Origin of the sequence: Mesorhizobium sp. ES1-6 (assembly GCF_020164775.1) — a bacterium.
Classification (GTDB): domain Bacteria; phylum Pseudomonadota; class Alphaproteobacteria; order Rhizobiales; family Rhizobiaceae; genus Mesorhizobium.
In genome coordinates this window covers 57,311-82,454 of sequence record NZ_JAIUGU010000009.1, presented here as the reverse complement: position 1 = coordinate 82,454, position 25,144 = coordinate 57,311, and the positions used below count along the sequence as shown (strand labels likewise).

General features: G+C 62.1%; 24 protein-coding genes and 1 pseudogene. 9 read left to right on the top strand and 16 right to left on the bottom strand.

What is annotated here, in order from left to right:
* Positions 1-127: 127 nt before the first annotated feature.
* Entirely contained in the window at positions 128-2,773 is a 2,646-nt protein-coding gene (gene pepN, locus LB564_RS21290) for an aminopeptidase N (protein ID WP_224540693.1), read from the bottom strand.
* Positions 2,774-2,922: 149 nt separating this feature from the next.
* Between pepN and LB564_RS31515 the strand changes: the two genes are divergently transcribed.
* Both LB564_RS31515 and LB564_RS21285 read left to right on the top strand, forming a co-directional pair.
* On the top strand, positions 2,923-3,045 hold the full coding sequence (locus LB564_RS31515) for a hypothetical protein (protein WP_263491480.1): 123 nt from the start codon (positions 2,923-2,925) through the stop codon (positions 3,043-3,045).
* Positions 3,042-4,007: a DMT family transporter gene (locus LB564_RS21285; RefSeq protein WP_224540690.1), complete on the top strand. Its 966-nt coding sequence runs from the start codon at positions 3,042-3,044 to the stop codon at positions 4,005-4,007. The genes LB564_RS31515 and LB564_RS21285 overlap by 4 nt, the downstream gene beginning before the upstream one ends.
* On the opposite strand, the gene LB564_RS21280 is transcribed toward LB564_RS21285, so the two are convergent.
* From LB564_RS21280 to LB564_RS21270, 3 genes are all read right to left on the bottom strand, one after another.
* Positions 4,008-4,820 carry a helix-turn-helix domain-containing protein gene (locus LB564_RS21280; protein ID WP_224540688.1) on the bottom strand — a complete coding sequence of 271 codons (813 nt, stop codon included), beginning with the start codon at positions 4,818-4,820 and terminating at the stop codon, positions 4,008-4,010.
* Between the two features lie 54 nt (positions 4,821-4,874).
* The gene (locus LB564_RS21275; RefSeq protein ID WP_224540686.1) at positions 4,875-5,741 is read right to left on the bottom strand and encodes a uracil-DNA glycosylase family protein; all 867 of its coding nucleotides are present in this window, start codon (positions 5,739-5,741) and stop codon (positions 4,875-4,877) included.
* 91 nt (positions 5,742-5,832) lie between these two features.
* Positions 5,833-6,477, bottom strand: a complete 645-nt coding sequence (locus LB564_RS21270) for a hypothetical protein (protein ID WP_224540685.1) — start codon at positions 6,475-6,477, stop codon at positions 5,833-5,835.
* On the opposite strand from LB564_RS21270, the gene LB564_RS21265 reads away from it, so the two are divergent.
* The 3 genes from LB564_RS21265 to LB564_RS21255 all read left to right on the top strand — a co-directional run bounded on the left by LB564_RS21265 (position 6,401) and on the right by LB564_RS21255 (position 9,089).
* Positions 6,401-6,631, top strand: a complete 231-nt coding sequence (locus LB564_RS21265; protein WP_224540963.1) for a hypothetical protein — start codon at positions 6,401-6,403, stop codon at positions 6,629-6,631. The genes LB564_RS21270 and LB564_RS21265 overlap by 77 nt on opposite strands.
* Positions 6,632-6,695: 64 nt before the next feature.
* Entirely contained in the window at positions 6,696-8,375 is a 1,680-nt protein-coding gene (locus LB564_RS21260; protein ID WP_224540683.1) for an electron transfer flavoprotein-ubiquinone oxidoreductase, read from the top strand.
* A 117-nt stretch (positions 8,376-8,492) separates the two neighbouring features.
* Positions 8,493-9,089 (top strand): DUF922 domain-containing Zn-dependent protease, encoded by a 597-nt coding sequence (locus LB564_RS21255; RefSeq protein ID WP_224540681.1) that lies wholly within the window; start codon positions 8,493-8,495, stop codon positions 9,087-9,089.
* Positions 9,090-9,141: 52 nt separating this feature from the next.
* On the opposite strand, the gene LB564_RS21250 is transcribed toward LB564_RS21255, so the two are convergent.
* The 5 genes from LB564_RS21250 to LB564_RS21230 all read right to left on the bottom strand — a co-directional run bounded on the left by LB564_RS21250 (position 9,142) and on the right by LB564_RS21230 (position 12,810).
* Complete coding sequence (locus tag LB564_RS21250; RefSeq protein ID WP_224540950.1) at positions 9,142-10,152, bottom strand: endonuclease/exonuclease/phosphatase family protein; 1,011 nt, start codon at positions 10,150-10,152, stop codon at positions 9,142-9,144.
* A 133-nt stretch (positions 10,153-10,285) separates the two neighbouring features.
* Positions 10,286-11,746 (bottom strand): AMP nucleosidase, encoded by a 1,461-nt coding sequence (locus tag LB564_RS21245; protein WP_224540680.1) that lies wholly within the window; start codon positions 11,744-11,746, stop codon positions 10,286-10,288.
* Positions 11,747-11,862: 116 nt separating this feature from the next.
* Positions 11,863-12,057: a hypothetical protein gene (locus LB564_RS21240; protein ID WP_140709861.1), complete on the bottom strand. Its 195-nt coding sequence runs from the start codon at positions 12,055-12,057 to the stop codon at positions 11,863-11,865.
* 41 nt (positions 12,058-12,098) lie between these two features.
* Positions 12,099-12,254: a hypothetical protein gene (locus LB564_RS21235; protein WP_181173856.1), complete on the bottom strand. Its 156-nt coding sequence runs from the start codon at positions 12,252-12,254 to the stop codon at positions 12,099-12,101.
* Positions 12,255-12,468: 214 nt separating this feature from the next.
* Positions 12,469-12,810 carry a DUF2147 domain-containing protein gene (locus LB564_RS21230; protein WP_224540678.1) on the bottom strand — a complete coding sequence of 114 codons (342 nt, stop codon included), beginning with the start codon at positions 12,808-12,810 and terminating at the stop codon, positions 12,469-12,471.
* Positions 12,811-13,248: 438 nt separating this feature from the next.
* On the opposite strand from LB564_RS21230, the gene LB564_RS21225 reads away from it, so the two are divergent.
* The 4 genes from LB564_RS21225 (at position 13,249) to LB564_RS21210 (ending at position 17,889) form a co-directional block, all read left to right on the top strand.
* The gene (locus LB564_RS21225; RefSeq protein ID WP_027026420.1) at positions 13,249-13,515 is read left to right on the top strand and encodes a sel1 repeat family protein; all 267 of its coding nucleotides are present in this window, start codon (positions 13,249-13,251) and stop codon (positions 13,513-13,515) included.
* 392 nt (positions 13,516-13,907) lie between these two features.
* Positions 13,908-15,029: a branched-chain amino acid ABC transporter substrate-binding protein gene (locus LB564_RS21220; protein ID WP_140709864.1), complete on the top strand. Its 1,122-nt coding sequence runs from the start codon at positions 13,908-13,910 to the stop codon at positions 15,027-15,029.
* A 270-nt stretch (positions 15,030-15,299) separates the two neighbouring features.
* The gene (locus LB564_RS21215; protein WP_224540677.1) at positions 15,300-16,664 is read left to right on the top strand and encodes a glycosyltransferase family 39 protein; all 1,365 of its coding nucleotides are present in this window, start codon (positions 15,300-15,302) and stop codon (positions 16,662-16,664) included.
* Positions 16,665-16,713: 49 nt separating this feature from the next.
* Positions 16,714-17,889, top strand: coding sequence for a glycosyltransferase (locus LB564_RS21210; protein ID WP_224559459.1), 1,176 nt, complete (start codon positions 16,714-16,716; stop codon positions 17,887-17,889).
* Positions 17,890-17,908: 19 nt separating this feature from the next.
* On the opposite strand, the gene LB564_RS21205 is transcribed toward LB564_RS21210, so the two are convergent.
* From LB564_RS21205 to LB564_RS21175, 7 genes and pseudogenes are all read right to left on the bottom strand, one after another.
* Positions 17,909-19,873 (bottom strand): acetyl/propionyl/methylcrotonyl-CoA carboxylase subunit alpha, encoded by a 1,965-nt coding sequence (locus LB564_RS21205; protein WP_224540673.1) that lies wholly within the window; start codon positions 19,871-19,873, stop codon positions 17,909-17,911.
* A gap of 49 nt (positions 19,874-19,922) precedes the next feature.
* Complete coding sequence (locus LB564_RS21200; RefSeq protein ID WP_224540672.1) at positions 19,923-20,297, bottom strand: hypothetical protein; 375 nt, start codon at positions 20,295-20,297, stop codon at positions 19,923-19,925.
* 120 nt (positions 20,298-20,417) lie between these two features.
* Positions 20,418-20,947, bottom strand: a pseudogene (locus LB564_RS21195) (O-acetyl-ADP-ribose deacetylase).
* A gap of 1 nt (position 20,948) precedes the next feature.
* Entirely contained in the window at positions 20,949-22,556 is a 1,608-nt protein-coding gene (locus LB564_RS21190; protein WP_224540670.1) for a carboxyl transferase domain-containing protein, read from the bottom strand.
* A 1-nt stretch (position 22,557) separates the two neighbouring features.
* Positions 22,558-23,721, bottom strand: a complete 1,164-nt coding sequence (locus LB564_RS21185) for an isovaleryl-CoA dehydrogenase (protein WP_224540668.1) — start codon at positions 23,719-23,721, stop codon at positions 22,558-22,560.
* Between the two features lie 73 nt (positions 23,722-23,794).
* Complete coding sequence (locus tag LB564_RS21180; protein ID WP_224540666.1) at positions 23,795-24,442, bottom strand: TetR/AcrR family transcriptional regulator; 648 nt, start codon at positions 24,440-24,442, stop codon at positions 23,795-23,797.
* A 63-nt stretch (positions 24,443-24,505) separates the two neighbouring features.
* Entirely contained in the window at positions 24,506-24,790 is a 285-nt protein-coding gene (locus LB564_RS21175; protein WP_224540664.1) for an acylphosphatase, read from the bottom strand.
* Between the last annotated feature and the right edge of the window lie 354 nt (positions 24,791-25,144).

Below are 25,144 nucleotides of genomic sequence, written 5' to 3'. Positions count from 1 at the left end.
TGATTCGCCTTGTCCAGTGGTCGGGCGAAAAAAGATTAAAAATCGAATAAATAATGCGCTTTCCGGCGCCGCCGGTGTCGCTCGGCGCCGCTCTGCTTTCTAGCCGATGGGAGACGGAGAGGGGCGACTAAGCCAGCGTACGCTCGACGATATCGCGCAAATCCGCCGACAGGTTCTGGCCATTGGCGATCGCCAGCAGCGCTTCCCTGGCCTTGGCCTGCCTTCCAGGCTCCAGCGAGCGCCATGACCTCAGCGCCGTCGCCAGCCTTGCCGCCACTTGCGGGTTGCGCTTTTCGACTTCGAGCACGGTCTGTGCGAAGAAACGGTAGCCTTCGCCGTCAGCGCGGTGAAAGCCGGTCTGGTTGGCGCTGGAGAACGTGCCGATCAGCGAGCGCACCCGGTTCGGGTTGCCCATCGAGAAGCCCGGATGAGCGGTCAGGGAGCGAACGGTATCGACAGCCTGCGGCCCCGGCACGCTGGCCTGGATCTGGAACCATTTGTCCATGACCAGCGGATCGGATGCATAGGTCTTCTCGAAAGCCGCCAGCGCCTTTTTCGCCTCCGGCGTTCCATGGTGACGATGCGCCAGAACGCTGAGTGCGGCCGCGCGGTCGGTCATGTTGGTCGCGGACTGGAAATGCCTGACGGCCAACGTTGCTCCACCCGGCGGCAGCGAGAGATAATCCATGAGAATGTTGCGCAGGGCGCGTCGTCCCGCGCTCGCCGCGTCGGGGCTGAAGGCGGTCTTGTCGGTAAGATCGTCGTAGAGGCCGGAAAATACCTCGCCATTGGCCGTGCCGATCGCCAGCGCAAGCGCCTGGCGCGCTGCGTGGATGGCGTCCGGATCGATGTTCTTGCCTATGTCACGCGCGATGTCGGCGTCGCCAGGCAGAGACAGCGCCAGCGCCCGATAGGCTGGCTCGAGCGTCTCGTCGCTGGCGATGTTGCCGGCTAGTTCCGTCAGCTGTGAGGCGAAGTCCGGCTGTTTGCCGCCAAGGATCTGGCGGAAGGCAGCGATCAGCGCATAGGTAAGCAGCGTGTTGAAGGCCTGCCAGCGCGAGAAAGCATCGCTGTCATGGCGGGCGAGGAAGAACTGGTCGGCCGCCTTCTGCTCGACCGACAGCGTCACCGGCGCCGAAAAGCCGCGGTTGAGCGACACCGCCGGTCGTTCGTCGACGCCGGAAAAGCGCACGATGTGACGGCGCTTGCGGATATGGATGACGCCGTCCTCGACGCTGGCGCCCTCGACGCCGCTATAGCGGACAGGTTTGCCGCCGGCGCCGATCAGGCCGAAGGCGAGCGGTATATGCATCAGCCGCTTGCGGCTTTCCGACGGTGTCGGCGGCACCGACTGCTCGATCTCCAGCGTGAATTCCCGCGCGGCAGGATTGTGCGTCGAACTCACGGTCAGGTTGGGCGTGCCCGCCTGGTGATACCAGAGCGCGAATTGTGAAAGATCGCGGCCGGATGCGTCCTCGAACACCTTGATGAAGTCCTCGATGGTCGCGGCTTCGCCGTCGTGACGTTCGAAATAGAGGTCCATGCCGGCGCGAAAGGCCTCGGCACCGAGAATGGTGCGGATCATGCGCACCACTTCGGAGCCCTTTTCGTAGACCGTCGCCGTATAGAAATTGTTGATCTCTCGGTAGCGGCGCGGCCGTACCGGATGCGCCAGCGGACCCTGGTCCTCGGGAAACTGGTGCGCGCGCAGCGTGCGCACTTCGGCGATGCGCTTGACCGCGCGCGAGCGCTGGTCGGCGGAGAATTCATGGTCGCGGAAGACCGTCAGCCCTTCCTTCAGGCAAAGCTGGAACCAGTCGCGGCAAGTGATTCTGTTACCTGTCCAATTGTGGAAATATTCATGCGCGATGATCGCCTCGATATTGGCGAAATCGGCATCCGTCGCCGTCTCCTGGTCGGCCAGGACGTATTTGTCGTTGAAGATGTTGAGGCCCTTGTTCTCCATCGCGCCCATGTTGAAGTCCGACACGGCGACGATGTTGAAGACGTCGAGGTCGTACTCGCGTCCGAATGCTTCCTCGTCCCATTGCATCGACCGCTTCAGAGCGTCCATCGCGTAGCCGGCGAGCGCCTCCTTGCCGGGCTCGACATAGATGCCGAGTTCGACCTTGCGACCGGATAGGGTGACGAAACTGTCGGCGACCTGGCCGAGATTGCCGGCCACCAGCGCAAACAGATAGGACGGCTTGGGGAAGGGGTCGTGCCACCTGGCATAGTGCCAGCCATCGGCGAGATCGCCGGCTTCGACCGGATTGCCGTTGGACAGCAGCAGCGGCGCCTCGTCGCGCCGCGCCTCGATCCGCACCGTGTAGACGGACAGGACGTCGGGGCGGTCGAGGAAGTAGGTGATGCGGCGAAAGCCCTCGGCCTCGCACTGCGTGCAATAGACGTTGTTCGAGCGGTAGAGGCCCATGAGAGCCTCATTGCCGGCCGGCGCCAGTTCTGTCTCGATCAGCAGTTGGAAACGGCGTGCGGCCGGCGGCTTGAGCAGCGTCAATTGGTCGGGGCTCGCCAGCAGATCCGCCGGTTTCGCCATCTTGCCGTCGATCTCGACGCGCTTGACCGTCAGCCCATCGCCGTCGAGCACCAGCGGAGCCGATTTCGATACGCCCTCGCGGCGCTCGACGGTCAGTATCGCGGTGACGATCGTAGCCTTCGGCGAAAGACGGAAGTCGAGGTTGGTTTCCGGAATGAGGTAGTCGCTGGGGCGATAGTCCTCAAGCTTGAAGACCTGGCCTGTGTCAGTGCGCATTCCCTGGCTTTTCCTGTCTTTTCCGGGGACCGGACATGAACTGACTGGTCCAAAAAATTCAAAGTCCGCGCTCTTTACACGAAACACTCCCTCGACAAAACTGCGGCAGAGCCTAATTCAGGCTATCCTTTCATCGTCGCGAGGCCGTCATGACCGCCGTCACACCGAAATTCGGGATGGGCGCTTTCGTTCGTGCCGACGATTTCCCGTTCTGCCATTTCGAGACCCGCAACGTGCTTTCGATCGCGGACAGAGACGCATCGCCAAAGTGACATCAGGGTTGGGCGCGCAACCAGAGACGACGGGCGATCACGGCACGCTGAGAGGCATCGCGCTGAAGATCGTCTCCGTGGCGGTTTTTGTCGGCATGCAGACCTGTATCAAGGCGGCAGGCGACGTGCCCGCCGGCCAGATCGTGTTCTTCCGTTCCTTTTTCGCCATCTTCCCGATCATTGCCTTCCTGGCGTTGAAGGGACATCTGGCCACCGCGTTCGCCACGAAACGCCCCTTCAACCACATCGCGCGTGGCATAGTCGGCGTCGGTGCCATGGGGCTCGGCTTCTTCGCGCTGACCAGGCTGCCGCTGCCGGAGGCGATCACCCTCAACTATGCACAGCCGCTGCTGGTCGTGGTGTTCTCCTCGGTCTTCCTTGGCGAGACGATCCGCGTCTATCGCTGGAGCGCTGTAGCGATCGGCCTCGTTGGCGTGCTCATCATTTCCTGGCCGGAGCTGACCCTGCTTAGTTCGGACGAGGGGCTCGACGACCAGGAGGTCCTGGGCGTCATGGCGGCGCTGATTGCCGCGGCAATCTCGGCTGTCGCCATGCTGCTCGTGCGCAATCTCGTGCAGACGGAGAAGACGGCGACCATCGTGTTGTGGTTCTCGTCGACGGCGAGCGTGCTTTCGCTGCTGACGCTGCCTTCCGGCTGGCAGGCGCTGACGCCAGCGCAAGCCGCGCTTCTTATCCTGGCCGGCTTCTGCGGCGGCCTCGGCCAGATCCTGATGACCGCGGCCTATCGCCATGCCGAGGCCTCGGTGGTGGCGCCGTTCGAATACACCTCGATGATCCTCGGTGTCGTCGTCGGCTATCTCGTTTTCGGCGACGTGACCTCAGCCAGTACGCTGGTCGGCGGTGTGATCGTGGTGGCCGCCGGCATCTTCATCATCTGGCGCGAACGGCAACTGGGTCTGGAACAGACCCGCATCCGCAAGGCGGCCTTGCCGCAGGGCTGATCAGGATCGCTCGGCTCGTTCCTTCGCCAGTCTCGTCAACACAGCTCGCGTCTGCTCGTCGGCCGGGAAGAAAGACTCAATGGCCAGCTCCGACAGCGTGACATCCAGCGGTGTGCCGAAGACCGTGATGGTGCTGATGAACGACAGCACCTGATCGCCATGGGCAAGCCTCAGCGGATGGACGATCGCATTCGGCTCCACCGGCGCCGGGCGGCTGCCCTTGAGGCCTGAAGGATAGCCGCGCAATTCGCGCTCCAGCTCGACCAGCACCGGGTCGCCGGCGGCATCGTTCTGATGCTTCAGCCGTTCGAGCAGGTGGGTGCGCCATTCCTGCAGGTTCACGATGCGTGGCGCTATGCCGCCGGGGTGCAGGCTGAGGCGAAGCACGTTGACCGGTGGCGTCAGCAGCGAAGTCTCGCCGACATCGGCAAGGAAAGGAGCGATCGCGGCATTCGCCGAAACCAGGTTCCAGTGCCGGTCCACCGCCAGCGCCGGAAACGGCTCGTGCCCCTTGAGCACGATCTCGACCGCCGCCATTGCCGGTGCCAGCGTCGTATCGGTGAGCGGCCGCTCGCTGAAGCTCGGCGCGAATCCGGCGGCCAGCAGCAACTGGTTGCGCTGCCTGAGCGGGATCGCAAGCTGCTCGGCCAGATGCAGCACCATGTCGCGCGAGGGTGCTGCGCGACCGCTTTCGACGAAGGAGAGATGCCGCTGCGAGATATCGGCTTCCATGGCGAGGTCGAGCTGGCTCATGCGGCGGCGCGTGCGCCATTCGCGGATGAGACTGCCTGCGGAGGTTTGGGCTGATGTCATGCGAGGATGACTAGGTTGACACTGAAGGCATTTCAATTACCTGGGAGGTTATCGCTAGCTGAGTGTCCGCAACCTGGCCTTCACTTCGAGAAAATCCCGCCATGCCAGCTTCTTGTGCGCGGGCGTCCGCAGGAGATAGGCCGGATGCAATGTCGGCATGGCCGGAATGGCAATGCCGGACGCCGTGGTGTGGACGCGCCAATTGCCGCGCAGCCGCAGGATACCTTCCGAGGTGTTGAGCAAGGTCTTGGCCGACGGACCGCCGAGATTGACCAGGACCTTGGGATTGACCAGTTCGATCTGACGCTCGATGAACGGCCGGCAGATCTCGGTCTCGTGCGGCGTCGGCGTGCGGTTGCCCGGCGGCCGCCAGGGGATGACATTGGCGATGTAGACCGAGGTCCGGTCAAGCCCGATCGCGGCAAGCATGCGGTCGAGCAGCCGGCCGGAGCGGCCGACAAAGGGCAGCCCCTCAATGTCCTCGTCACGGCCGGGGGCTTCGCCGACCAGCATGACGGCGGCTTGCGGGTTGCCGTCGGCGAACACCAGGTTCTTGGCGGTCGCCTTGAGATTGCAGCCCTCGAAAGCGGCCATGTGCTGGCGTAGCTCTTCCAGGGTCACCGACGCGGTCGCCAGTTGGCGCGCCAGCGCCGCCTGCGCCTCGTCGGGCACGGCCGAGGTCGGCGGGCGCGCGGCCGGAGCATCCGGCAGGGCGCGCGCATCGAGGCGCGGCGGAGCCGTGGGCGGCTCCGGTGCCCTGCTTTCACGTGGCGTCGCCGGCATGCGTTCCGCCGGCTTCGGCGCGGCCTCCGCGAACCGGTTTACCGGCGCATCCTCCAAAGCCTCGTCCACACCCGCGCTGGCATAGAAGGCGAGCAGATCGGCGAAATCGACCGGATTGTTGGGAGAGGCGGCAGTCATGGCCGCACCATCGTCCGGGCGGCGCCAATTTGCAACCTCGGCGAAGGCGGCGGCGACAGCCGATCTCTCTCGCCTGGGGCGAGGTCGCGGTCTAGCCGGTGGGTATGCGTGGGTCCTGCACGAGATAGAAGGTCCAGCGCGGTGTGTAGTCGGTCATCAGGAACTCGAAACTGGCGGTCCTCAGCGGATCGACCTTGCCGTTCTTGAACAGCAGCCGGTCATAGGGTTCGAAGTCGCGGTCGAAATCGGCGAAATTGCTCGACCAGATATTGTCGGGCGTCTTGTTGCGCTGGTCAAACGAAAGTCCGTCTCCGAACACGCTCGGCTGGTCCAGTATTTCCTGCAACTCGAACTGGAACTCGATCCAGGCCTGGCCGCTGTTGTTGAGCACGTTTAAGCGCATATACATGATGCCATTGGCGAACTCACCGGCCTTGCCGAATGTCTGGATCGGCTTCGTCGTGCGGATGGTCAGCGTCACGGGCGTCGCCGAATTCAGCTCTTCGGTGATGACGAGCGGATCATCCTTGGTCCCGATGCCGGAGGCTGCGGTGATGCGGAAGCCGCCAAGCTCGTCGGAGAACGAATACGCGCCTGTCGCCCAGACCTTTGCCTCATCCGCGACGGCATGATCCGGCGCCAACGCCAGAAGGGCAAAAATGACCGCCCGGCAGGCCCGGCCGGGCGTTGATGGAAAGCGCGTCGAAGAAAAGCCGCCTGGCCCGGGAATGCGCATGGCGGGAAGTATGGCCGATAAGCAAGTCGTCAAACAATCAAAAACGCGAGTGCGGCCTATTTCCCGGCGCAAACGGCTGCCCTGGTGCATGGTGCGCGACTTTTTGGCCGAATCCGCATTGTCACGTATGCGCCGGTTTCCTGTCGCCAATTGATGCGCTATGCAGCGCAGGAGCCAGCAAGATACGCCAACAGCGGCAAGCCAGTGCGGAGGGGTTGATGAGCGATATCGAACGCGAGAGCATGGAATTCGACGTGGTCATCGTCGGTGCCGGACCGGCTGGCCTTGCCGCGGCCATCCGCCTCAAGCAGGTCAATCCCGAGCTTTCCGTGGTCGTGCTGGAAAAAGGCGGCGAGGTCGGCGCCCATATCCTGTCGGGTGCCGTCGTCGACCCGATCGGCATCGACAGGCTGCTTCCCGGTTGGCGCGAAGAGGATGGTCATCCTTTCAAGACACCCGTCACGGCGGACCATTTCCTGGTGCTCGGCCCCGCCGGCTCGTTCCGTCTGCCCAACATCCTGATGCCGCCGCTGATGAACAATCATGGCAATTACATCGTCTCGCTCGGCAATGTCTGCCGTTGGCTGGCTGGCAAGGCCGAGGCGCTTGGCGTCGAGATCTATCCAGGCTTTGCCGCGGCCGGCCTGCTCTACAATGAAGAAGGCGCCGTCACCGGCGTCGTTACCGGCGACATGGGCGTCGAGAAGGACGGCACGCATGGCCCGGGCTTCGCGCCGGGCATGGCGCTGATGGGCAAATATGTGCTGATCGGTGAGGGCGCGCGCGGTTCGCTCGCCAAGCAGTTGATCGCCAAATACAAGCTCTCCGATGGCCGCGAGCCCGGCAAGTACGGCATCGGTCTGAAGGAGCTCTGGCAGGTCAAGCCGGAGAACCATCGGCCGGGCCTTGTCCAGCATTCCTTCGGCTGGCCACTGGACATGAAGACCGGCGGCGGTTCGTTCCTCTATCATCTCGAGGACAACCAGGTGGCGGTCGGCTTCGTCCTCCATCTCAACTACAAGAACCCCTATCTGTCGCCCTTCGAGGAATTCCAGCGCTTCAAGACCCATCCGGCGATCGCAGGTACGTTCGAAGGCGCCAAGCGGCTCGGCTATGGCGCGCGTGCGATCACCGAGGGTGGCTGGCAGTCGGTGCCGAAATTGTCGTTCCCGGGCGGCGCGCTGATGGGATGCGCGGCGGGCTTCGTCAACGTGCCGCGCATCAAGGGCTCCCACAATGCGGTGCTGTCGGGGATGCTGGCGGCCGAGCATGTCGCCGAAGCGATCGGCGCCGGCCGCGCCAATGACGAGCTTTCCGCCTACGAGGACGCCTGGCGCGCGACCGACATCGGCAAGGATCTGAAGAAGGTGCGCAACGTCAAGCCGCTATGGTCGCGTTTCGGCACCATCATCGGCGTCGGCCTCGGCGGCCTCGACATGTGGCTGAACACGCTGTTCGGCGTTTCGCCCTTCGGCACGCTGAAGCATGGCAAGGCCGACTATGCCACGCTCGAGCCGGCAGCCCGGCACAAGAAGATCACCTATCCGAAGCCGGATGGCGTGCTGACGTTCGACCGTTTGTCCTCGGTGTTCCTGTCCAACACCAATCACGAGGAAAACGAGCCGGTGCACCTGATCGTCGGCGACATGGCGCTGCAGCAACGCTCCGAGCACGACGTCTTCGCCGGACCGTCCACGCGCTATTGCCCGGCGGGTGTCTATGAGTGGGTGGACAAGGATGGCAACGCCGCCGCCGATCCCCAGGTCAAGGACGTGCGCTTCGTCATCAACGCGCAGAACTGCGTGCACTGCAAGACCTGCGATATCAAGGATCCGAACCAGAACATCAACTGGGTGCCGCCGCAGGGCGGCGAGGGCCCTGTGTACCAGAATATGTGAGCGATGGCCTGGGGTCGGGCACAGCGGCAAATTCCCGCGAGGGTGTGTGGTACATTAGAACCGTTGAAACCACCGCCAGCTTATGGTTCCCTTCTCCAGGAATAAGGAGAAAGGCAGATGCGCCGGATCGTTCTGACATGCCTGGCCGTCATCGGGGCGCTGTGTGTGACGGAAGCGCTGGCCGGCACCAGGGCGGTGGTCCAGACGCGGACCTACGATATCAACGGAAGTTCAGGCACGACCCTCATCGACGCGATGGACAGCAAAGGCCCCAAGCATGGCTTCATGACGCATGCCATCGCCACCACGGCCTATACCGTCGACTGGGATCTCGGCGGAGGTCAGGATAAGGGCTTCTGCCGGCTGGGACAGGTCAACGGCACGCTCAATCTGTTCTACACCTTCCCTCGCGTTGCCTCGCCGATGACGCCGGCGCTGAAAAGGCGCTGGAACAGGTTTTTCGCCGGTGTTCGCAGCCATGAGGAAACACATGGGCGTATCGCCAGAGAGATGATGCGCGCCACGGAGAGGTCGATAACCGGCCTACGGGTCGCCAACGACCCGTCCTGCTACAAGACACGGAGCGAGGCCCGGCTTCGCATCAAGGCGGTCTATGCCGAATATGAGGCCAAACAAATCGCCTTCGACCGGCGCGAGCATGCCAATGGCGGCCATGTCGAACATCTGATCGCTGCCTTGATCGGAAAACCATGAACGAGCGAACCGTTCGCCATCTCGACGCGTCGCGGCGTCTCGGCCTTGTAAGTCAGCCCCGAGGCCTGGCTGACAAGTCGCTTGCCGCGAGTGCGCTGGCGCGCCCGTCCTCGGGTGGTTTCTGATCCGATCGAACCAAGAATTCGATCAGCACCGGGAGATGGTCCGAGCCGGTATCCTCCAGCCGCTTTGACGACAGGATCGACACGCCGCCCTTGCTGAACGCCTGGTCGATCGGCAAGCCCGCGTAGCGGCGCAGGAAGTCGGGCAGTGTCCGATGGATCCAGGTCGGGCCGGCGGAAGGCATGAGTGTCAGCCCGCCGAGAGCCGCGACCCGCCGCACCGCCGCGCTCCACGGCACGGCGTTGCAATCGCCGGCCACGATCGCGGTCTGGCCGAGCGCGGCCAGCGGCCCCGCCAGTTCGCCGATCTGCCAATATTGCTCCTTCGGCCAGGGCCAGCTCAAATGGATCGCGGCGACGTCGACATCGCTCCCGCTGAAGTCGATGGTGGCGGTCGCCATGGCGCCGCGCGGCTCGCAACGCGGCGCGGTGCCGGCGGCAAATGGCCGGCGCGACAGCAGCGCCACGCCGAACATGCCGTTCGGGTAGGGACAGAGGATCCGGTAGGGGTAGGCGCTGGCGATATAGCCAAGCTCGGTCGTCCACATCTGCGACACCTCGTCGAGCGTGATCACGTCCGGATTGGTGCGGCCGATCAGCGAGAGCACCTTCTTCGGTGTCGGATTGTTGAAGCGCAGGTTCATCTGCAGCAGGCTGTAGACGATCTGGTCGGCGGGCTCGGCAACCGCGGGCCGCGGCCACAGCCTTGGCAATGCGCTAGCCGTCGTGGCCAGGCAGGCGATGGCGAAGAGCATCGCCACGGCCGCCTGCAGCCGGTAGGAACTCGCAAGCAGCGGCAACGCCAGAAGCGCCATCAGCACACTGAAGTGAATGCGAAAATGCGCGAAGGAATCGAAAGCCGGGTGCAGCGCGCCGAAGAACCCGGCCAACAAAGCGGCCGATAATGCCATCATCGCCAGGAATGCCAGCCCAGCCGTCATGTTCAAGCGCGCGCCTGTTGTCATCGAGGTCGTGTCCGCCGAATGCCGCCTGACGATCCGTCGATTTGCTTATCGGCCAAAATGCGGCCCGAGCAAGACGACGAATTGCCTCGCCGAGGCTTCGCGCGGCGTTCTATTGGAACGCCGTCTCCGAAAAGCTCCGGAGCTTGCGCGAATGCAGCCGCTCCATCGGCATCTCGGCCAGCTTTTCCATCGCCCTGATGCCGATGGTCAGGTGCTGCGCCACCTGGCGTTTGTAGAACTCGGTCGCCATCCCCGGCAATTTCAGTTCGCCATGCAGCGGCTTGTCGGAAACGCACAGCAGCGTGCCGTAGGGGACGCGGAAGCGGAAGCCATTGGCCGCGATCGTCGCCGATTCCATGTCGAGTGCGATGGCGCGCGACTGCGACAGGCGCTGCACCGGTCCGCGCTGGTCGCGCAGTTCCCAGTTGCGGTTGTCGATGGTGGCGACGGTGCCGGTGCGCATGATGCGCTTCAGGTCGTAGCCCGACAGGCCGGTGACTTCGGCGACCGCCTCCTGCAGCGCGACCTGGATCTCGGCCAGCGGCGGGATCGGCACCCAGACCGGCAGATCGTCGTCCAGCACATGGTCATCGCGCACATAGGCATGCGCCAGCACATAGTCGCCAAGCGCCTGGGTGTTGCGTAGCCCGGCGCAGTGGCCGAGCATCACCCAGGCATGCGGCCGAAGCACGGCGATATGGTCGGTGATGGTCTTGGCGTTGGAAGGCCCCACGCCGATATTGACCATGGTGATGCCGCCATGGTTCGGCTTCTTCAGATGATAGGCCGGCATCTGCGGCAGGCGCTGTGGCGCCACGCCTTCGCTTGGCGCGCTTTGCCCAGCCCGGGTGATGACGTTGCCAGGTTCGACAAATTCCGTGTAGCCGTCACCGCCCTTTTCCATCAGGTCGCGGGCGCGGGCGACGAACTCGTCGATATAGAACTGATAGTTGGTGAACAGGACGAAATTCTGGAAATGCTGCGGACTGGTCGCGGTGTAGTGCGTCATGCGGTGCAGCGAATAGTCGATGCGCTGCGCCGTGAACGGCGCCAGCGGCCGGGGCTCGCCAAAGGCGACCTCGAAAGTACCGTTGGCGATCTGGTCGTCGGTGCCGTCCAGATCCGGCACGTCGAACAGGTCGCGGATCGGCCGCTTGATGCGCTCGGCGGCGGCGCCGTCGACGTAAGTTCCCTCCAGGAAAGCGAAATGCAGCGGAATGGGTGTGGTCGATTCCGAAACCGTGACCGCGACGCCGTGGTTGCGCATGATCAGGCGAAGTTGCTCGATGAGGTAGGTCTCGAACAGCTGCGGCTGTGTGATCGTGGTCGAGAAATGTCCCGGCGTCGGCATGTGGCCATAGGCCTGGCGCGAGTCGACCTGGGTGAAGGAACTCGTGGTGACGCCGATCTCGGGATAGAAGGCCCGGTAGCGCTTGCTGCTGTCGCCGCCGGCGGCAAGGGCCGCGAAGGAGTCGCGCAGGAACTTGGTGTTTCTGTTGTAAAGCACCTGCAGTGCGGCAACGGCCTTTTCGGCGTTGTCGAAGCTTTGCCGGCCAAAAGGCTCGGGCATGACGACAGATTCGATGGCTTGGGGATAGATTCGCTTTTCCATGGCTCAATATAGAGACTTGGACGGGCGGTTGGGAGGGGTGTCGCCGCCGAAGGCGCTCAAAGCGCCATTTTTCTTCAACCCCTCTGCAGGCTGACCAGCAGCACGAAGCCGACGCCGGACTTTCTGAGTGCCGGCGCCTCGATTGTCGAGCCGGCATCGGCGCGCATCATCGGCACCGCCAGAACCGGAGCGGCCAGAAGCATCAGGATAAGCGCCGCCCGCGGCAGGAGCCGGAGGGTCTTGGTGAGGTTGGCGGCGATGCGGTTCATGATGTCTTGCGCTTTTCTTTTCGAGGTCCGGGTTCTCTGTTTCAGTGGCGAAGCGTGGTCGGGCAGCCGAGGTGGCACATTCTGGTGGCTTCGTCCCAGGAGCGGGGCGAACGGCCCGCTTCGGCGACGAGGATGGCGAAGAACATTCCAAACAGGCTCATCAGCAGGCAGACGATGGTGAAGCGGCGAGCAAGCATTGGGTCCGTGTCTCCTTCAACACGCAGGAGAATGCCCTGATGCCTCTGAACCGGCTCTGATGCCGGCGTTCATCTGCGGTTCAAATTGATTGACGGGACATTGGCCGAGTTGCCGGCGACCCGAATGGCGCCTCGAGCGCGACTGCTAACGTGTCGATGAAACGAAAACGGGGCCCGCAGGGCCCCGTTTTTGAAATGACTAGGAAATGGACGATCAGAGCTTGTGCCAGGTCTGGCTCTTGCAGATCAGGCCGCCGAGCACGCAACCGCTCATCTTGAGCGAGGTGCCCGACAATGTCGCCTTGCCTGAATAGGTCTTGTCGTTTGCCGGATCGGTGATGTTGCCGGTATATTTGTTGTCGCCGGCCGCCTTGAGCGAGCCGATGGTCTTGCCGGCATATTTGCCGGACTTCAGCGTAATGGAAAACGAGCCGGAGCCACCAATGGCAGCGGTGTCACCGGCTTGCGTCCTCCAGTTGCCCTCGATCGGATCGGCAAACGCCGCGCCGCTCAGCATCAAAGTGGCCGCCAAGGCCAGGCTCACTTTTCGAAACATGTCTTCCTCCCTTTGGATAGCCGGCCGGATGCTCCGCCTCGCCGGTCTGCCGCTTACGCAAACGTAAGCTAATCCAGCTTCCAGCAAAACAAAAGCGGTGCCGCTACGGAAGACTTTGGCATTTTGAAGCCGCCTGAATTCGCGCTGTCGGCGAGGAAATGAAAACGATCGCCGTCTCCTGTTTGTTTCCTAGGGTTAGCGGAGTGTTGATCGAGGCCTGCCAGATTTTCGTCAAATTTGACGAAAATCGGCTGAATTGCTGGCTTCGTATCCTTAACGAATTTCCGTGTTTACCTCTTGTTTTAGCTTTGTTTTCCTCAAATTAAGCACGCCATTTAACGACGGATTCAAGCCTGCGCGGCATTCTCGAAAGCATCGAAAGAGCGGCCCGGACAAGACAAACGGAGGCAGCTCTCGGGAGCCAGACAGGGGACTAAAATGGCACGTTTTGAAATGCTTGAAGCAGGTTTCGGCGCCATGGGGGCAACTGCCCAGGCCGACATTCTTTTCGAACTGGGCATGATGTATGCGACCGGCCGCGATTGCGAGACCGACGTCGTTGCCGCCCACAAATGGTTCAACATCGCCGCCATCAAGGGATCGGCCCGCGCCGCCGAACTGCGCTCGGAACTCTCGGCCGCGATGTCGAAGATCGAGATCGCCAAGGCGCTGCGCGAAGCCCGCGAATGGATGACCATGCACTGAGTTTCGCCAGACGGGGACGCTTCGGCCAAGACCGCCAAAGACGGTCGGGCTAAACAGGGACAAGGCTGCGCAGACAGCCAGCCACAGGCCAACAATGACAGAATGCGGCAGGCCGACGGGCTCAAGCCGCGCGAATGATGGTCAGCAGGAAGACAGGGAAGATCAAGTTGGGTTCGTGGCGCGGGGGCGCTGGGGAAACAGCCCGACAGGCAAAAAAGCCACGACCAGCCGGAACAAGGCTGGCGTGGCTTTTTTGCGTGAGTGGGCCATCTCAGGCCCAATCGAGCGGCGCCAATGCGCCTAGACAGGCGCAATGAAGGATGAAATTGTCCCGCCTCTCTGGAAGAAGCGTGGCCGGGGCGGCCGCGCGTGAGTGGAGGAGTTCTCTTGTCATGAAAAAAATGAGTATTTTGAGCGCGGCCATTTTCGGCCTGATGATGAGCGCGCCGGTCGCGTTCGCCGACGACATCACCATTTCGGTGGTCGGCCCGATGACCGGACAGCTCGCCACCATCGGCGACCAGTTCAAGCAGGGCGCACAGGCCGCCGCCGACGCCATCAACGCCGCTGGCGGTGTCAACGGCTCGCAGATCAAGCTCGACATCGAGGACGACCAGTGCGATCCCAAGCAGGCCGTGTCGGTCGCCAATCGCATCGTCGCCAACGGCGTCAAATTCATCGACGGCCATGCCTGCTCGGGTTCGAGCATTCCGGCCTCGGCGGTCTATGCGGAGGCCGGTGCGTTGATGATGAGCCCGGCTTCGTCGAACCCGGTGCTGACCGACGCCGCGGCCAAGGCCGGCTGGCCGACGATCATGCGTCTCTATACGCGTGACGACGCACAGGGCGCCTTCATCGGCCCGTGGATCGCCAAGAAATATGCCGGCAAGAACGTCGTCGTCCTGCACGACAAGAGCGCCTACGGTCAGGGCGTGGCCGATGCCGTCAGGTCAACCATGAATGCCGGTGGCCTCAAGGAAGTCTATTATGACGCCATCAATCCGGGCGAGAAGGACTATTCGGCGCTTGTCACCAAGCTCAAGGATCTCAAGGCCGATGTCGTCTATTTCGGCGGCTACCATCCTGAGGCTGGCCTGATCCTGCGTCAGTCGGCCGAACAGAACCTGAAGTTCCAGCTGATCATGCCGGACTCCATCGCCTCGCCGGAATTCTGGCAGGTTGCCGGCCCGGCCGGCGAGGGCACCATGTTCGTGTTCCCGTCGGATCCCCAGGCAAAGCCGGAAGCCAAGGCGGCGGTCGAGAAGATCAAGGCCGGCGGCTTCGTGCCGGAAGGCTTCACGCTGTTCTCCTACGCCGTGGTCCAGGCTTTCGCCGAAGGCATCAAGCGCGCCGGCAGCGACGATCCGGCCAAGGTTGCCGAGGCGCTGAAGAACGGCACGCCGATCAGCACCGTTGTCGGCGATGTCACCTTCGACGAGAAGGGCGACCTCAAGAACGCCAGCTACGACATCAACCAGTGGCATGACGGCAAATACGCGCCGATCGCGCAGTAATCGCTCCGCCGCTTCGGCAGTCAGGGAACTTGAACAAATGGCCGGGTTCGTCCCGGCCATTTTTGTCGGAAACACTGTAGTTGAGCGCCCGGCATTTCACGTCCGCAAAGAAATAAGTATCACTCTGTAATTGCGCTATTAGGGAAGGCTTTTTTAGGTCAAAAAAAATGAATGTAGGGGTGATTCTTTCTGCCGCTTCGCGTTTTGAGACAGGCAGATTTGCTCGCCGACTTGCCCCATTCGCATAATCAGATCCGGATCTGGCGCCATATGAATTCAACCACAAACCTGGCCGGCGAGAATTTCTTGACCCGCCGCGTGTACATCATGATCGGCTGCCTCGTCGTGTTGACCGTCTTGGCGGCATTGTGGCCGATTTATCGGGCGTTCCTCGATATCGAGATTGATACCAATGAGGGATGGAATGCCTACTATGCCGATGCGGCGATGGGGCGGATGCCGCTCTATCCCGCTGCCCATCAGCTGATTGCCAACAATTATCCGCCGCTTTCCTTTTACATTGTCGGGGGTCTGGGGCGGTTGATCGGTGATGTCGTGCTGGCCGGACGGTTGCTGTCGCTCGCAGCAATTCTGGTGATCGCCTGGGGTGTTTTCCGCGCCATCCGCCTGCTGGGTGGGGATGCGACCTCCGCGGTGATCGGCGCGCTATTTTTCGGCGCCACCATGTGCCGCTTTTTTACCGGCTATGTCGGGATGGATGATCCCCATTTGCTGGCCCAGGCAGCCATGACGGTTGGCTTTGTCGCCTTCCTCAAGGCCCGGGCGCAGGATCGCGGCTACGCACTGCCCATTCTTCTGATGGTGGCCGCCGGGTTCATCAAACACAACATCGTAGTGATGCCGCTGACAGCAATGATATGGGTGGGCATCAACAAGCCGCGGCAAATGGTGAAATCCGCGATCCTGGCGGCTTTCGCCATCGTTCTGGGTTTTGCCCTCTGTTACGTTGCCTTCGGCCCCGATTTTTTCAGCAATCTGAGGTCGCCGCGCGCCTATTCGCTGAAACACGCCTTCGGCGCCATCGGCCATCTGCAATGGATTGCCATTGGACTGGCCGCCTGGGTTTACGTCGGCATTACGCGCAGGACCGATCCCAATATCCGCTTGTGCAATCTCCTAAACATCCTTGGCCTCGTGATGTTCTTTGTCCAGAAAACCGGCGATGGCGTGGCCTACAACGCGCAATTCGAACTGGTCTTCGGGGTATCGATTGCCACCGGCCTCGCTTTCGCGCATGCGCCGGTTTTGCCGCTCGCTCGGCGCTGGTCGCCGGAGGCGCTGCGGTTCTTTCTTTTGCTCGCCATTTGTCTTCGCCTAGTGGCGTCGTCACGCATTGAACCGGTGAGATTGTTGATCGATCCGAGTTTTCATGAGGAAATAGCCGCGCGCGAAGCGGCTATGTCCACGACGGCCGCGCGCTTAAAAAGCGTCCCTGGAGATGCGACCTGTTTCTGTACGCTCGCCAGCTACCGTTCAGGAAAAACGTTCATTGTTGATCCCTTCTACGTCCACCAGCAGGTTCTCGCCGGCCTCCTTCCTCCCGATGCCATCGACAAACTCGTCGCTGCCGGAAAGTTGACTGTCGTGGAAGCGGATCCCCTTCTGCATTGGTAAGTTTTTGTTCCACAGGATTGCTACTGTGCCAAGCTCAGATAACCCAAGGATGATTTTGAACATCGATGTCAAAGACAGTCAAAATGCGACGTCGCATTTTGCCCCATTGGTTTCAGTGATCATTCCGACATTCAATGAATTTGCGAATGTGTCCAAGGTCGCCGCGGCCATCGGGAATGCGCTCGAGGGCAAGGAACATGAGATCGTTTTTGTTGACGACGACTCCTCTGACGGAACCAGAGCTGAAGTCGCAAAATTGGCTGCCGTTCTCCCCGGAGTTCGGCTCATCCATCGGATCGGCCGGCGCGGGCTGTCCACTGCCGTCACCGAAGGAATGCTCAGCACGACCACGCCGTTCATGGTCGTGATGGATGCCGATCTTCAGCATGACGAGGCCATCATACCGAAAATGCTTTCCTTCCTCGAAGCCAACACCGCTGATCTTGTGGTTGGCTCCAGGTACATCGAAGGGGGTGGGTTGGGCTCCTGGGACAAACGCCGGGCACAAATTAGTGCTTTTGCAACGCGGCTGGCCAAGATGGTAACGAAGAGCGATCTCACGGACCCGATGAGCGGGTTCTTCGCTATTACGAGATCAGCTTTCGATAACTCGGTCAGGGATTTGTCAGGTCAAGGCTACAAGATCCTGCTAGATATCTGCGCTTCCTCGAAATCTCCGTTGAGGATCCAGGAGGTCGCTTACCAGTTTCGCACCAGGCAGGCCGGCGAGAGCAAGCTGGATGCCTTGGTTACATGGGAATATCTGATGCTGCTGGCCGACAAGTTGGTCGGTCACGTCGTTCCGGCGCGCTTCATATCCTTCTCCCTGATAGGCGGCCTTGGCGTGTTCGTTCACATGGTGGTCTTGTCGGCACTTCTCGCCACGGGTCTTGCGGATTTTATAGCCGCTCAAGGCCTCGCGACAGTCACCGCGATGGTGTTCAATTTCTTTGTGAACAACACACTGACCTATCGCGATAGACGTCTCCGGGGTGCCAAGGAGGTGATCTTTGGTCTGTTCACTTTCATGCTTGTATGCTCCGTGGGTGCTTTCGCCAATGTAGGCATTGCAAACTATCTGTTCGCCAACAATCATTACAGATGGTGGTCGGCAGGCTTGGCCGGCATCCTCCTCGGCGCCGTTTGGAACTATGCGGCCACGTCGATCTTTACCTGGAGAGTGAGGAAACGCCCGAGCGTGGCCGCAAAGGGCTCCACCGTATAGGTATGTGACGCGCCCGCCGTCAGGCGTTCGGTTCTCCGACGAACCGCACCAGCACCGTCCCGTCGCTTACCTGAGAACCCTCGGCCGCGATCTCGGCGATCACACCGTCATGTGGTGCGGCGATGGTGTGCTCCATCTTCATCGCTTCGAGGATCAGCAAGGGTTGCCCTTTGATCACAGCTTCGCCCTTCGCCGCGCGCACGAGCTTGACCAGGCCCGGCATCGGCGCGCGCAGGCTGCCGGAGGCGGCTGCTGCTTCATCGCTCCTGGCCAGGGGATCAGGCACGCTGAAAGTATAGCCGACAGCGCCCTCGAACACCGTGATGTGGCCAGGCCAGCGGGCGAGGCGGGGAAGGGTGCGAAGGTCATGCGCATTGGCGTTGTCATATGGCGCATCGAGCGCCACCTGAAAGCGGCCGTCCGGCCGCATTGAAACCTTTGCCAGTATCGCCTCGTCGCCAAATTTCAGCCGGGTGCGGCGCGCCACACCGTGGAAATGCGCATAGCCGGCAAGCGACGACCAAGGGTCGTCCGACGACGGCAATGCTCCGGCACCCGAAGCGGCCAGGGCGGCGGCCGAGATGATTTCGCCGGTCGGCGGCGCGACCGCCGTCAGCGCCTCCTGGTGTCTGCCGATCAGGCCGGTATCGACGTCTTCAGCCGCAAAATCCGGATCGGCGGCAAGGGCCGCAAGAAAAGCGGTGTTGACGGTGGATCCGGCAACCTCGGTCTGCGCGAGCGCCGCGCGGAGCGCTTCCAGTGCTGCCGCTCTGTCCCCGGCATGGACGACCAGCTTCGCTATCATGGGATCGTAATAGGGCGAGATGGCATCGCCGGCCCGCACGCCGGTCTCGATGCGCATCGCGGCACCTTCAGGGGCAATGTCCGGAAATTTGAGGTGGTGCAGCGTGCCCGTCGCCGGCAGAAACCCCTTGGCCGCGTCCTCGGCATAGATGCGCGCCTCGAAAGCATGGCCGGAAAGCGCGATCTCGCTTTGTGTCTTCGGCAGTTTTTCGCCGCTGGCGACCCGCAACTGCCACTCGACGAGATCGGTGCCGGTGACCATCTCGGTGACCGGGTGCTCGACCTGCAGGCGGGTGTTCATTTCCATGAACCAGAAGCGGTCGACTTTCAGGCCTTGCGAGGCATCGACGATGAACTCGATGGTGCCGGCGCCGGAATAGTTGATCGCCTTGGCGGCCTTCACCGCCGCTTCCGTCATCGCCTTGCGCAGCGCCGGCGTCATGCCGGGGGCGGGGGCCTCCTCGATCACCTTCTGGTGGCGGCGTTGCGCCGAGCAGTCGCGCTCGTAGAGATGCACGGCATTGCCGAAGCTATCGCCGAACACCTGCACCTCGATGTGGCGCGGCTTGTCGACATATTTCTCGACCAGCACGCGGTCGTCGCCGAAAGCGGCCTTGGCTTCGCGCCGGGCGCTGGACAGCGCCTCGGAAAAATCATCGGGATGCTCGACGCGGCGCATGCCCTTGCCGCCGCCGCCGGCGCGCGCCTTGATCAGCACGGGATAGCCGATCTCGCGCGCCTTGGACGCAAGCAGCACGATTTCCTGCGCCTCGCCATGATAGCCCGGCACGACCGGCACGCCGGCCTTCTCCATCAGCCGTTTGGCGGCGTCCTTCAGTCCCATGGCACGGATCGAGGCCGCCGACGGGCCGATGAAAACGAGGCCGGCCGCCACCACCTGGTCGACGAAGTCGGGGTTTTCCGACAGGAATCCGTAACCGGGGTGAATGGCCTGCGCGCCCGTCGCGAGCGCCGCCGCGACGATCTTGTCGCCGCGTAGATAGCTCTCGCCGACGGGCGAGGGGCCGATATGAACCGCTTCGTCTGCCATCTCGACATGCAGGGATTTTGCGTCGGCATCCGAATAGACGGCGACAGTGTGTACGCCGAGCTTGCGCGCCGTGCGAATGACGCGGCAAGCGATCTCGCCCCGATTGGCGATCAGGATTTTCGTGAACATGGAGCCTCCCGGGTCAGTATCGGGCGGCGCCGTTTTGGCAGGCACCGGCCTATTTCGAAGCGGCGATCTCGCAGGCGCCGCCGGTGGTTACCTTGTAGTGCGTGCGCGTGGCGAGACAGGATTTCATAGCCAGTTCTTCCGCTGCCTTCTGTGACGGCGCGTTCAGATGCCCGCCGCAGATTATGTATGATGACATGATCCGGGCATAGGGCGTGGTGGCGTAGGCCGAATGGCCGCCGGCCGCCACATACGCCTTGTAGGCCTTGGTACATGGATCTTTCGAGTTTCGTGGCAAATAGGGCGGGAAACGTTTGTCTCCCTCGCTTCCCGCCAGCGATCCGGCCACGCCCAAACCGTACGAGGCGGCTAGCAGCAATGCCGAAAGTATTAAAGTAGACACATTCCGTGAATATTTCCTTTTCATTCTCATCCCATCCCGACTGCAAAGTGCAGGAGGAGCGATAGCGAATATTCTCCGGCGCCGCCAGAGCTGCGGGATGAGCTCGCGATTTCGTGACCGAAATAAGCGCCTGGTCTATAAAATTCAATATTCACCCAATGTCGCAAGATGTCGCCGGTATAGTTCCGCCATCGCTTCGTCGAAGCAGCAGAAAACAACGATTTCGGGAAGCGCGTTGTGCTTGATGAAGTCATTGACCTCATAAACGGCGACTTTGGCCGCGTCATCTTTCGGATAGCGGTATACACCGGTCGAGATGGCTGGGAACGCAACTGAGCGGCAATCATTGGCGATAGCTAGTTCAAGCGAACGCCGGTAACAGGACGCCAGCAGCTCGGCTTCGCCCTTGCCACCGCCCTGCCAGACAGGCCCGACAGTATGGATGACATGTCGAGCCGGCAGCTTGTAACCCTTGGTTATCTTGGCATCGCCGACTTTGCAGCCATTCAGCATCCGGCATTCGAATTCAAGCTCGCGGCCTGCCGCGCGATGAATGGCGCCGTCGACGCCGCCCCACCAAGAAGCGAAGTGTTGGCGGCATTGACGATGGCGTCTACGTCGAGCTTCATGATGTCCCCGGTGTGGACTTGGATCCTGTCTTGGGCCTTGCTCATCTCACATCCTGAACACGCCGAAGCGTGTTTCCTCGATCTCGGCGTTGAGCGCCGCGGAAAGGCTGAGCGCCAGCACCTCGCGGGTCCTGGCCGGATCGATGATGCCGTCGTCCCAAAGGCGGGCGGATGAGTAGAGCGGGTGGCCTTCATGCTCGTATTTCATCAGGATCGGCTTCTTGAATTTCGCCTCTTCCTCGGCGCTCCATTCCCCGCCCTTGCGCTCGATGCCTTCGCGCTTGACCATGGCCAGCACCGTTGCCGCCTGTTCGCCGCCCATCACCGAGATGCGGGCATTGGGCCACATCCACAGGAAGCGCGGCGAGTAGGCGCGGCCGCACATGCCGTAATTGCCGGCCCCGAACGAACCGCCGATGATGACGGTCACCTTCGGCACCTTGGCGGTCGCCACCGCCATCACCAGCTTGGCGCCGTCCTTGGCGATGCCCCCCGCCTCGTATTTTCGGCCGACCATGAAGCCGGTGATGTTTTGCAGGAAAACCAGCGGAATCTTGCGCTGACAGCACAGTTCGATGAAGTGCGCGCCCTTCAGCGCGCTTTCGGAAAACAGCACGCCATTGTTGGCGATGATGCCGACCGGCATGCCGTGGAGATGGGCGAAACCGGTGATCAGCGTCGTGCCGTAATTCTGCTTGAACTCATCGAATTCGGAGCCGTCGACGATGCGCGCGATCACCTCGCGCACGTCATAGGGCTGGCGCAGGTCGGTGGGCACGATGCCGTAGAGTTCATCCGGGGGATGAAGCGGCGGAATCGATTTGTGTAAGTTCAGGCTTACAGCCTTGTTCCGATTCAGGTTCTTGATGATGCGCCGGCAAAAGGCCAGCGCGTGTTCGTCGTCCAACGCATAATGATCGGCGACACCGGAAAGCCTGGTGTGCACATCAGCGCCGCCCAGATCCTCGGCGCTGACATCCTCGCCGGTGGCCGCCTTCACCAGTGGCGGTCCACCGAGGAAGATGGTCGCCTGGTTGCGCACCATGATCGTCTCGTCCGACATCGCCGGCACATACGCGCCGCCAGCCGTGCAGGACCCCATGACGCAGGCGATCTGCGGGACGCCGGCGGCCGACATATTGGCCTGGTTGTAGAAGATGCGGCCGAAATGCTCGCGGTCGGGAAACACCTCGTCCTGGTTGGGCAGGTTGGCGCCGCCGCTGTCGACCAGATAGACGCACGGCAAATTGTTCTGCAGCGCGATCTCCTGCGCGCGCAGATGTTTCTTCACCGTCAACGGATAATAGGTGCCGCCCTTCACCGTGGCGTCGTTGACGACGACCATCACCTCGGTGCCCTCGACGCGGCCGATGCCGGCGATCAGGCCGGCCGAAGAGATCTCCTCGCCATACATGGACCACGCCGCGAACTGGCCGATCTCGAGGAAGGGCGAACCGGTGTCCAGCAATTGCGCCAGGCGTTCGCGCGGCAACAGCTTGCCACGGCCGACATGACGCTCGCGAGCCTCGTCCGAACCGCCGCGCTCGACCGCCGTGGCCTTTTCAGCGATGTCGGCAACCAGCGCCCGCATGCGTTCGGCATTGGCGCGGAAGCTTTCGGAGGAGGGGGAGATCTGGGTCTGCAGGACGGCCATGCTACACCCCCTCCGCCATGATCTCGCGGCCGATCAGCCAGCGGCGGATTTCGCTGGTGCCGGCGCCGATCTCGTAGAGCTTGGCGTCGCGCAACAGCCGGCCGGTCGGATAGTCGTTGATATAGCCATTGCCGCCAAGCAACTGGATGGCGTCGAGCGCCATCTGCGTCGCTTTCTCGGCGGCAAACAGCACGCAGCCGGCAGCGTCCTTGCGGCTGGTCTGGCCGCGGTCGCAGGCGGCTGCGACGGCGTAGACATAGGCGCGCGCCGCGTTCATTGCCGTGTACATGTCGGCAAGCTTGCCTTGCACCAGCTGGAATTCCCCGATCGGCTGGCCGAACTGCTTGCGCTCGTGAACATAGGGGATCGCCACGTCGAGGCACGCCGCCATCAGGCCGATCGGCCCGCCGGCAAGCACGGTGCGCTCATAGTCGAGACCCGACATCAACACCTCGACGCCGCGTCCTTCCTCGTGCAGCACATTGTCGAACGGCACCTCGACATTTTCGAATACCAACTCCCCGGTGTTGGACCCCCGCATGCCGAGTTTGTCGAGTTTCTGCGCCACCGAAAACCCCGGCATCGCCTTCTCGACGATGAAGGCGGTGATGCCACGTGATTTCCGTTCCGGGTCGGTCCTGGCATAAACGACCAGCGTTTCGGCATCCGGACCGTTGGTGATCCACATCTTGGTGCCGTTGAGCACATAGCGGTCATTGCGCTTGTCGGCGCGCAGCTTGAGCGACACCACGTCGGAGCCGGCTCCAGGCTCCGACATGGCGAGCGCCCCGACATGCTCGCCCGAACACAGCGGCGGCAGGTATTTTTCCTTTTGCGCCGGCGTTGCCCAGCGGTTGATCTGGTTCACGCAAAGATTGGAGTGGGCGCCATAGGAGAGGCCGACCGACGCCGAGGCCCGCGAAATCTCTTCGACCGCGATGACATGGGCGAGATAGCCCATGCCGCTGCCGCCGAAATCGGGATCGGCGGTAATGCCGAGCAGGCCGAGTGCGCCGAGTTCACCCCATAGATGTGCTGGGAATTCGTTCTCGCGATCGATATCAGCGGCTATCGGCGCGATCCTGTCCTGGGCAAAGCGCCGCACCATGTCGCGCAACGCCTCGACATCCTCGTCATGCCCGAAGCTGAGCGTGTTCGTGTACATGCCGTTCCTCCTGCCGCATGACCCCGAAAATCGACTTCGATCTTCGGGAAGGCTCATGGGCGAAATTCCAGTGCTACAGCGTCCTTTGCGCGTCCGCCGGGACGCGCGGCGCTGTAGTATTGACATCGATCTTCGCGCCGACGAGGCGCATTGTCATCGAAAGATATGTCGTAGTGACCTCAGCGATCGACAGCCGCTCGCCTGGCCGGAACCAGACGATGACGCCGGTCATCATCTGGATCAGCGCCATGGCCGTCAGGCCGGTGTCCTCGATGCTGAAAATGCCCGCCTCGGCGCCATCGCGCAGGATCGATCGCAGTTCTTTTTCGTAGGCCGTGCGCATGCGCAGGATCTGCGTCAGCCTGTCGGGAGACAGGCTGCGTAATTCCATGTTCGACACATGCGTGGCGTGGCGTCGCTCGATATGAAAGGCGATGTGGTTGCGCACAAAGGCGGCAAGCTGCCGCGATGGGTCCGCGCCGGCTGGCCTGGAGTGCTCCCAGGCTTCGCGAAGTCCTTGCATATGCTCGCGCATCAGCGTGAACAGCAGCTCTTCCTTGGTCGGGAAATAGCGGTAGAGCGCGGCCGCCTGCACGCCGACCTCGGCGGCCAACTGGCGCATCGACATCGCCTCATAACCGTACCGCGCGATCAGGCTGACCGCGGCTTCGCGGATTGCCGCTTCGGTTCGCTCGCCGTCTGATCCCGCGGTGCGTGCCATCATCGCCTCGTTGATGGAAATACAATAAAACGAACGTTCAATTAATTCAAGAGTGAGTTTCGCCTAGGCAATGATCCTGAAATCTTCAGGCGTGGGCCAGGCCTCCAGTTCCTCCACCTCTAGACGCGAGACGGAAGCGCCTGGCGGGCCATGGCGAAGCCGCTCGATCATGGCGGCAACCGCCGCGTCGGCGCCGGCAAGCCATGCCGTCACCGAGCCATCCCTCTCGTTGCGCACCCAGCCCACCAGCCCGAGCCCGGTCGCTTCGCTTCGCGCCCACAGCCTGTAGCCGACACCTTGCACCTTGCCGAACACGCGCGCCTGCACTGCTCTTGTCCGGTCATCCATGGCTCGCTCCCTTGCATGGAGTCTGGCGCAGGATCGAACGAAGGCAACTGCTGGAAGGGATGACGCGAACAAATTGATGGGTCGCATTGGGTTCCGGTGGTGTACGACCTGGCCCACTAAATAGTTGACATAGTCAAGTTTTATGCAAAAGTCTGGTGTGAACCCCTTGGGAACGCGCCTGACATGCCAGCCAATCGGAAAGCCGTGATCAATGACATCCGCCGTTCAACCGGCTCTATACCGGCCTGATCGGACTGCTGGACGAAACCTTCCTGCATAGCGCCTACACGCTGACCGAGGCACGTGTGCTGTTCGAATTGGGTCGGCGACCCGGCCAGATCGCCCCCGTCGCTG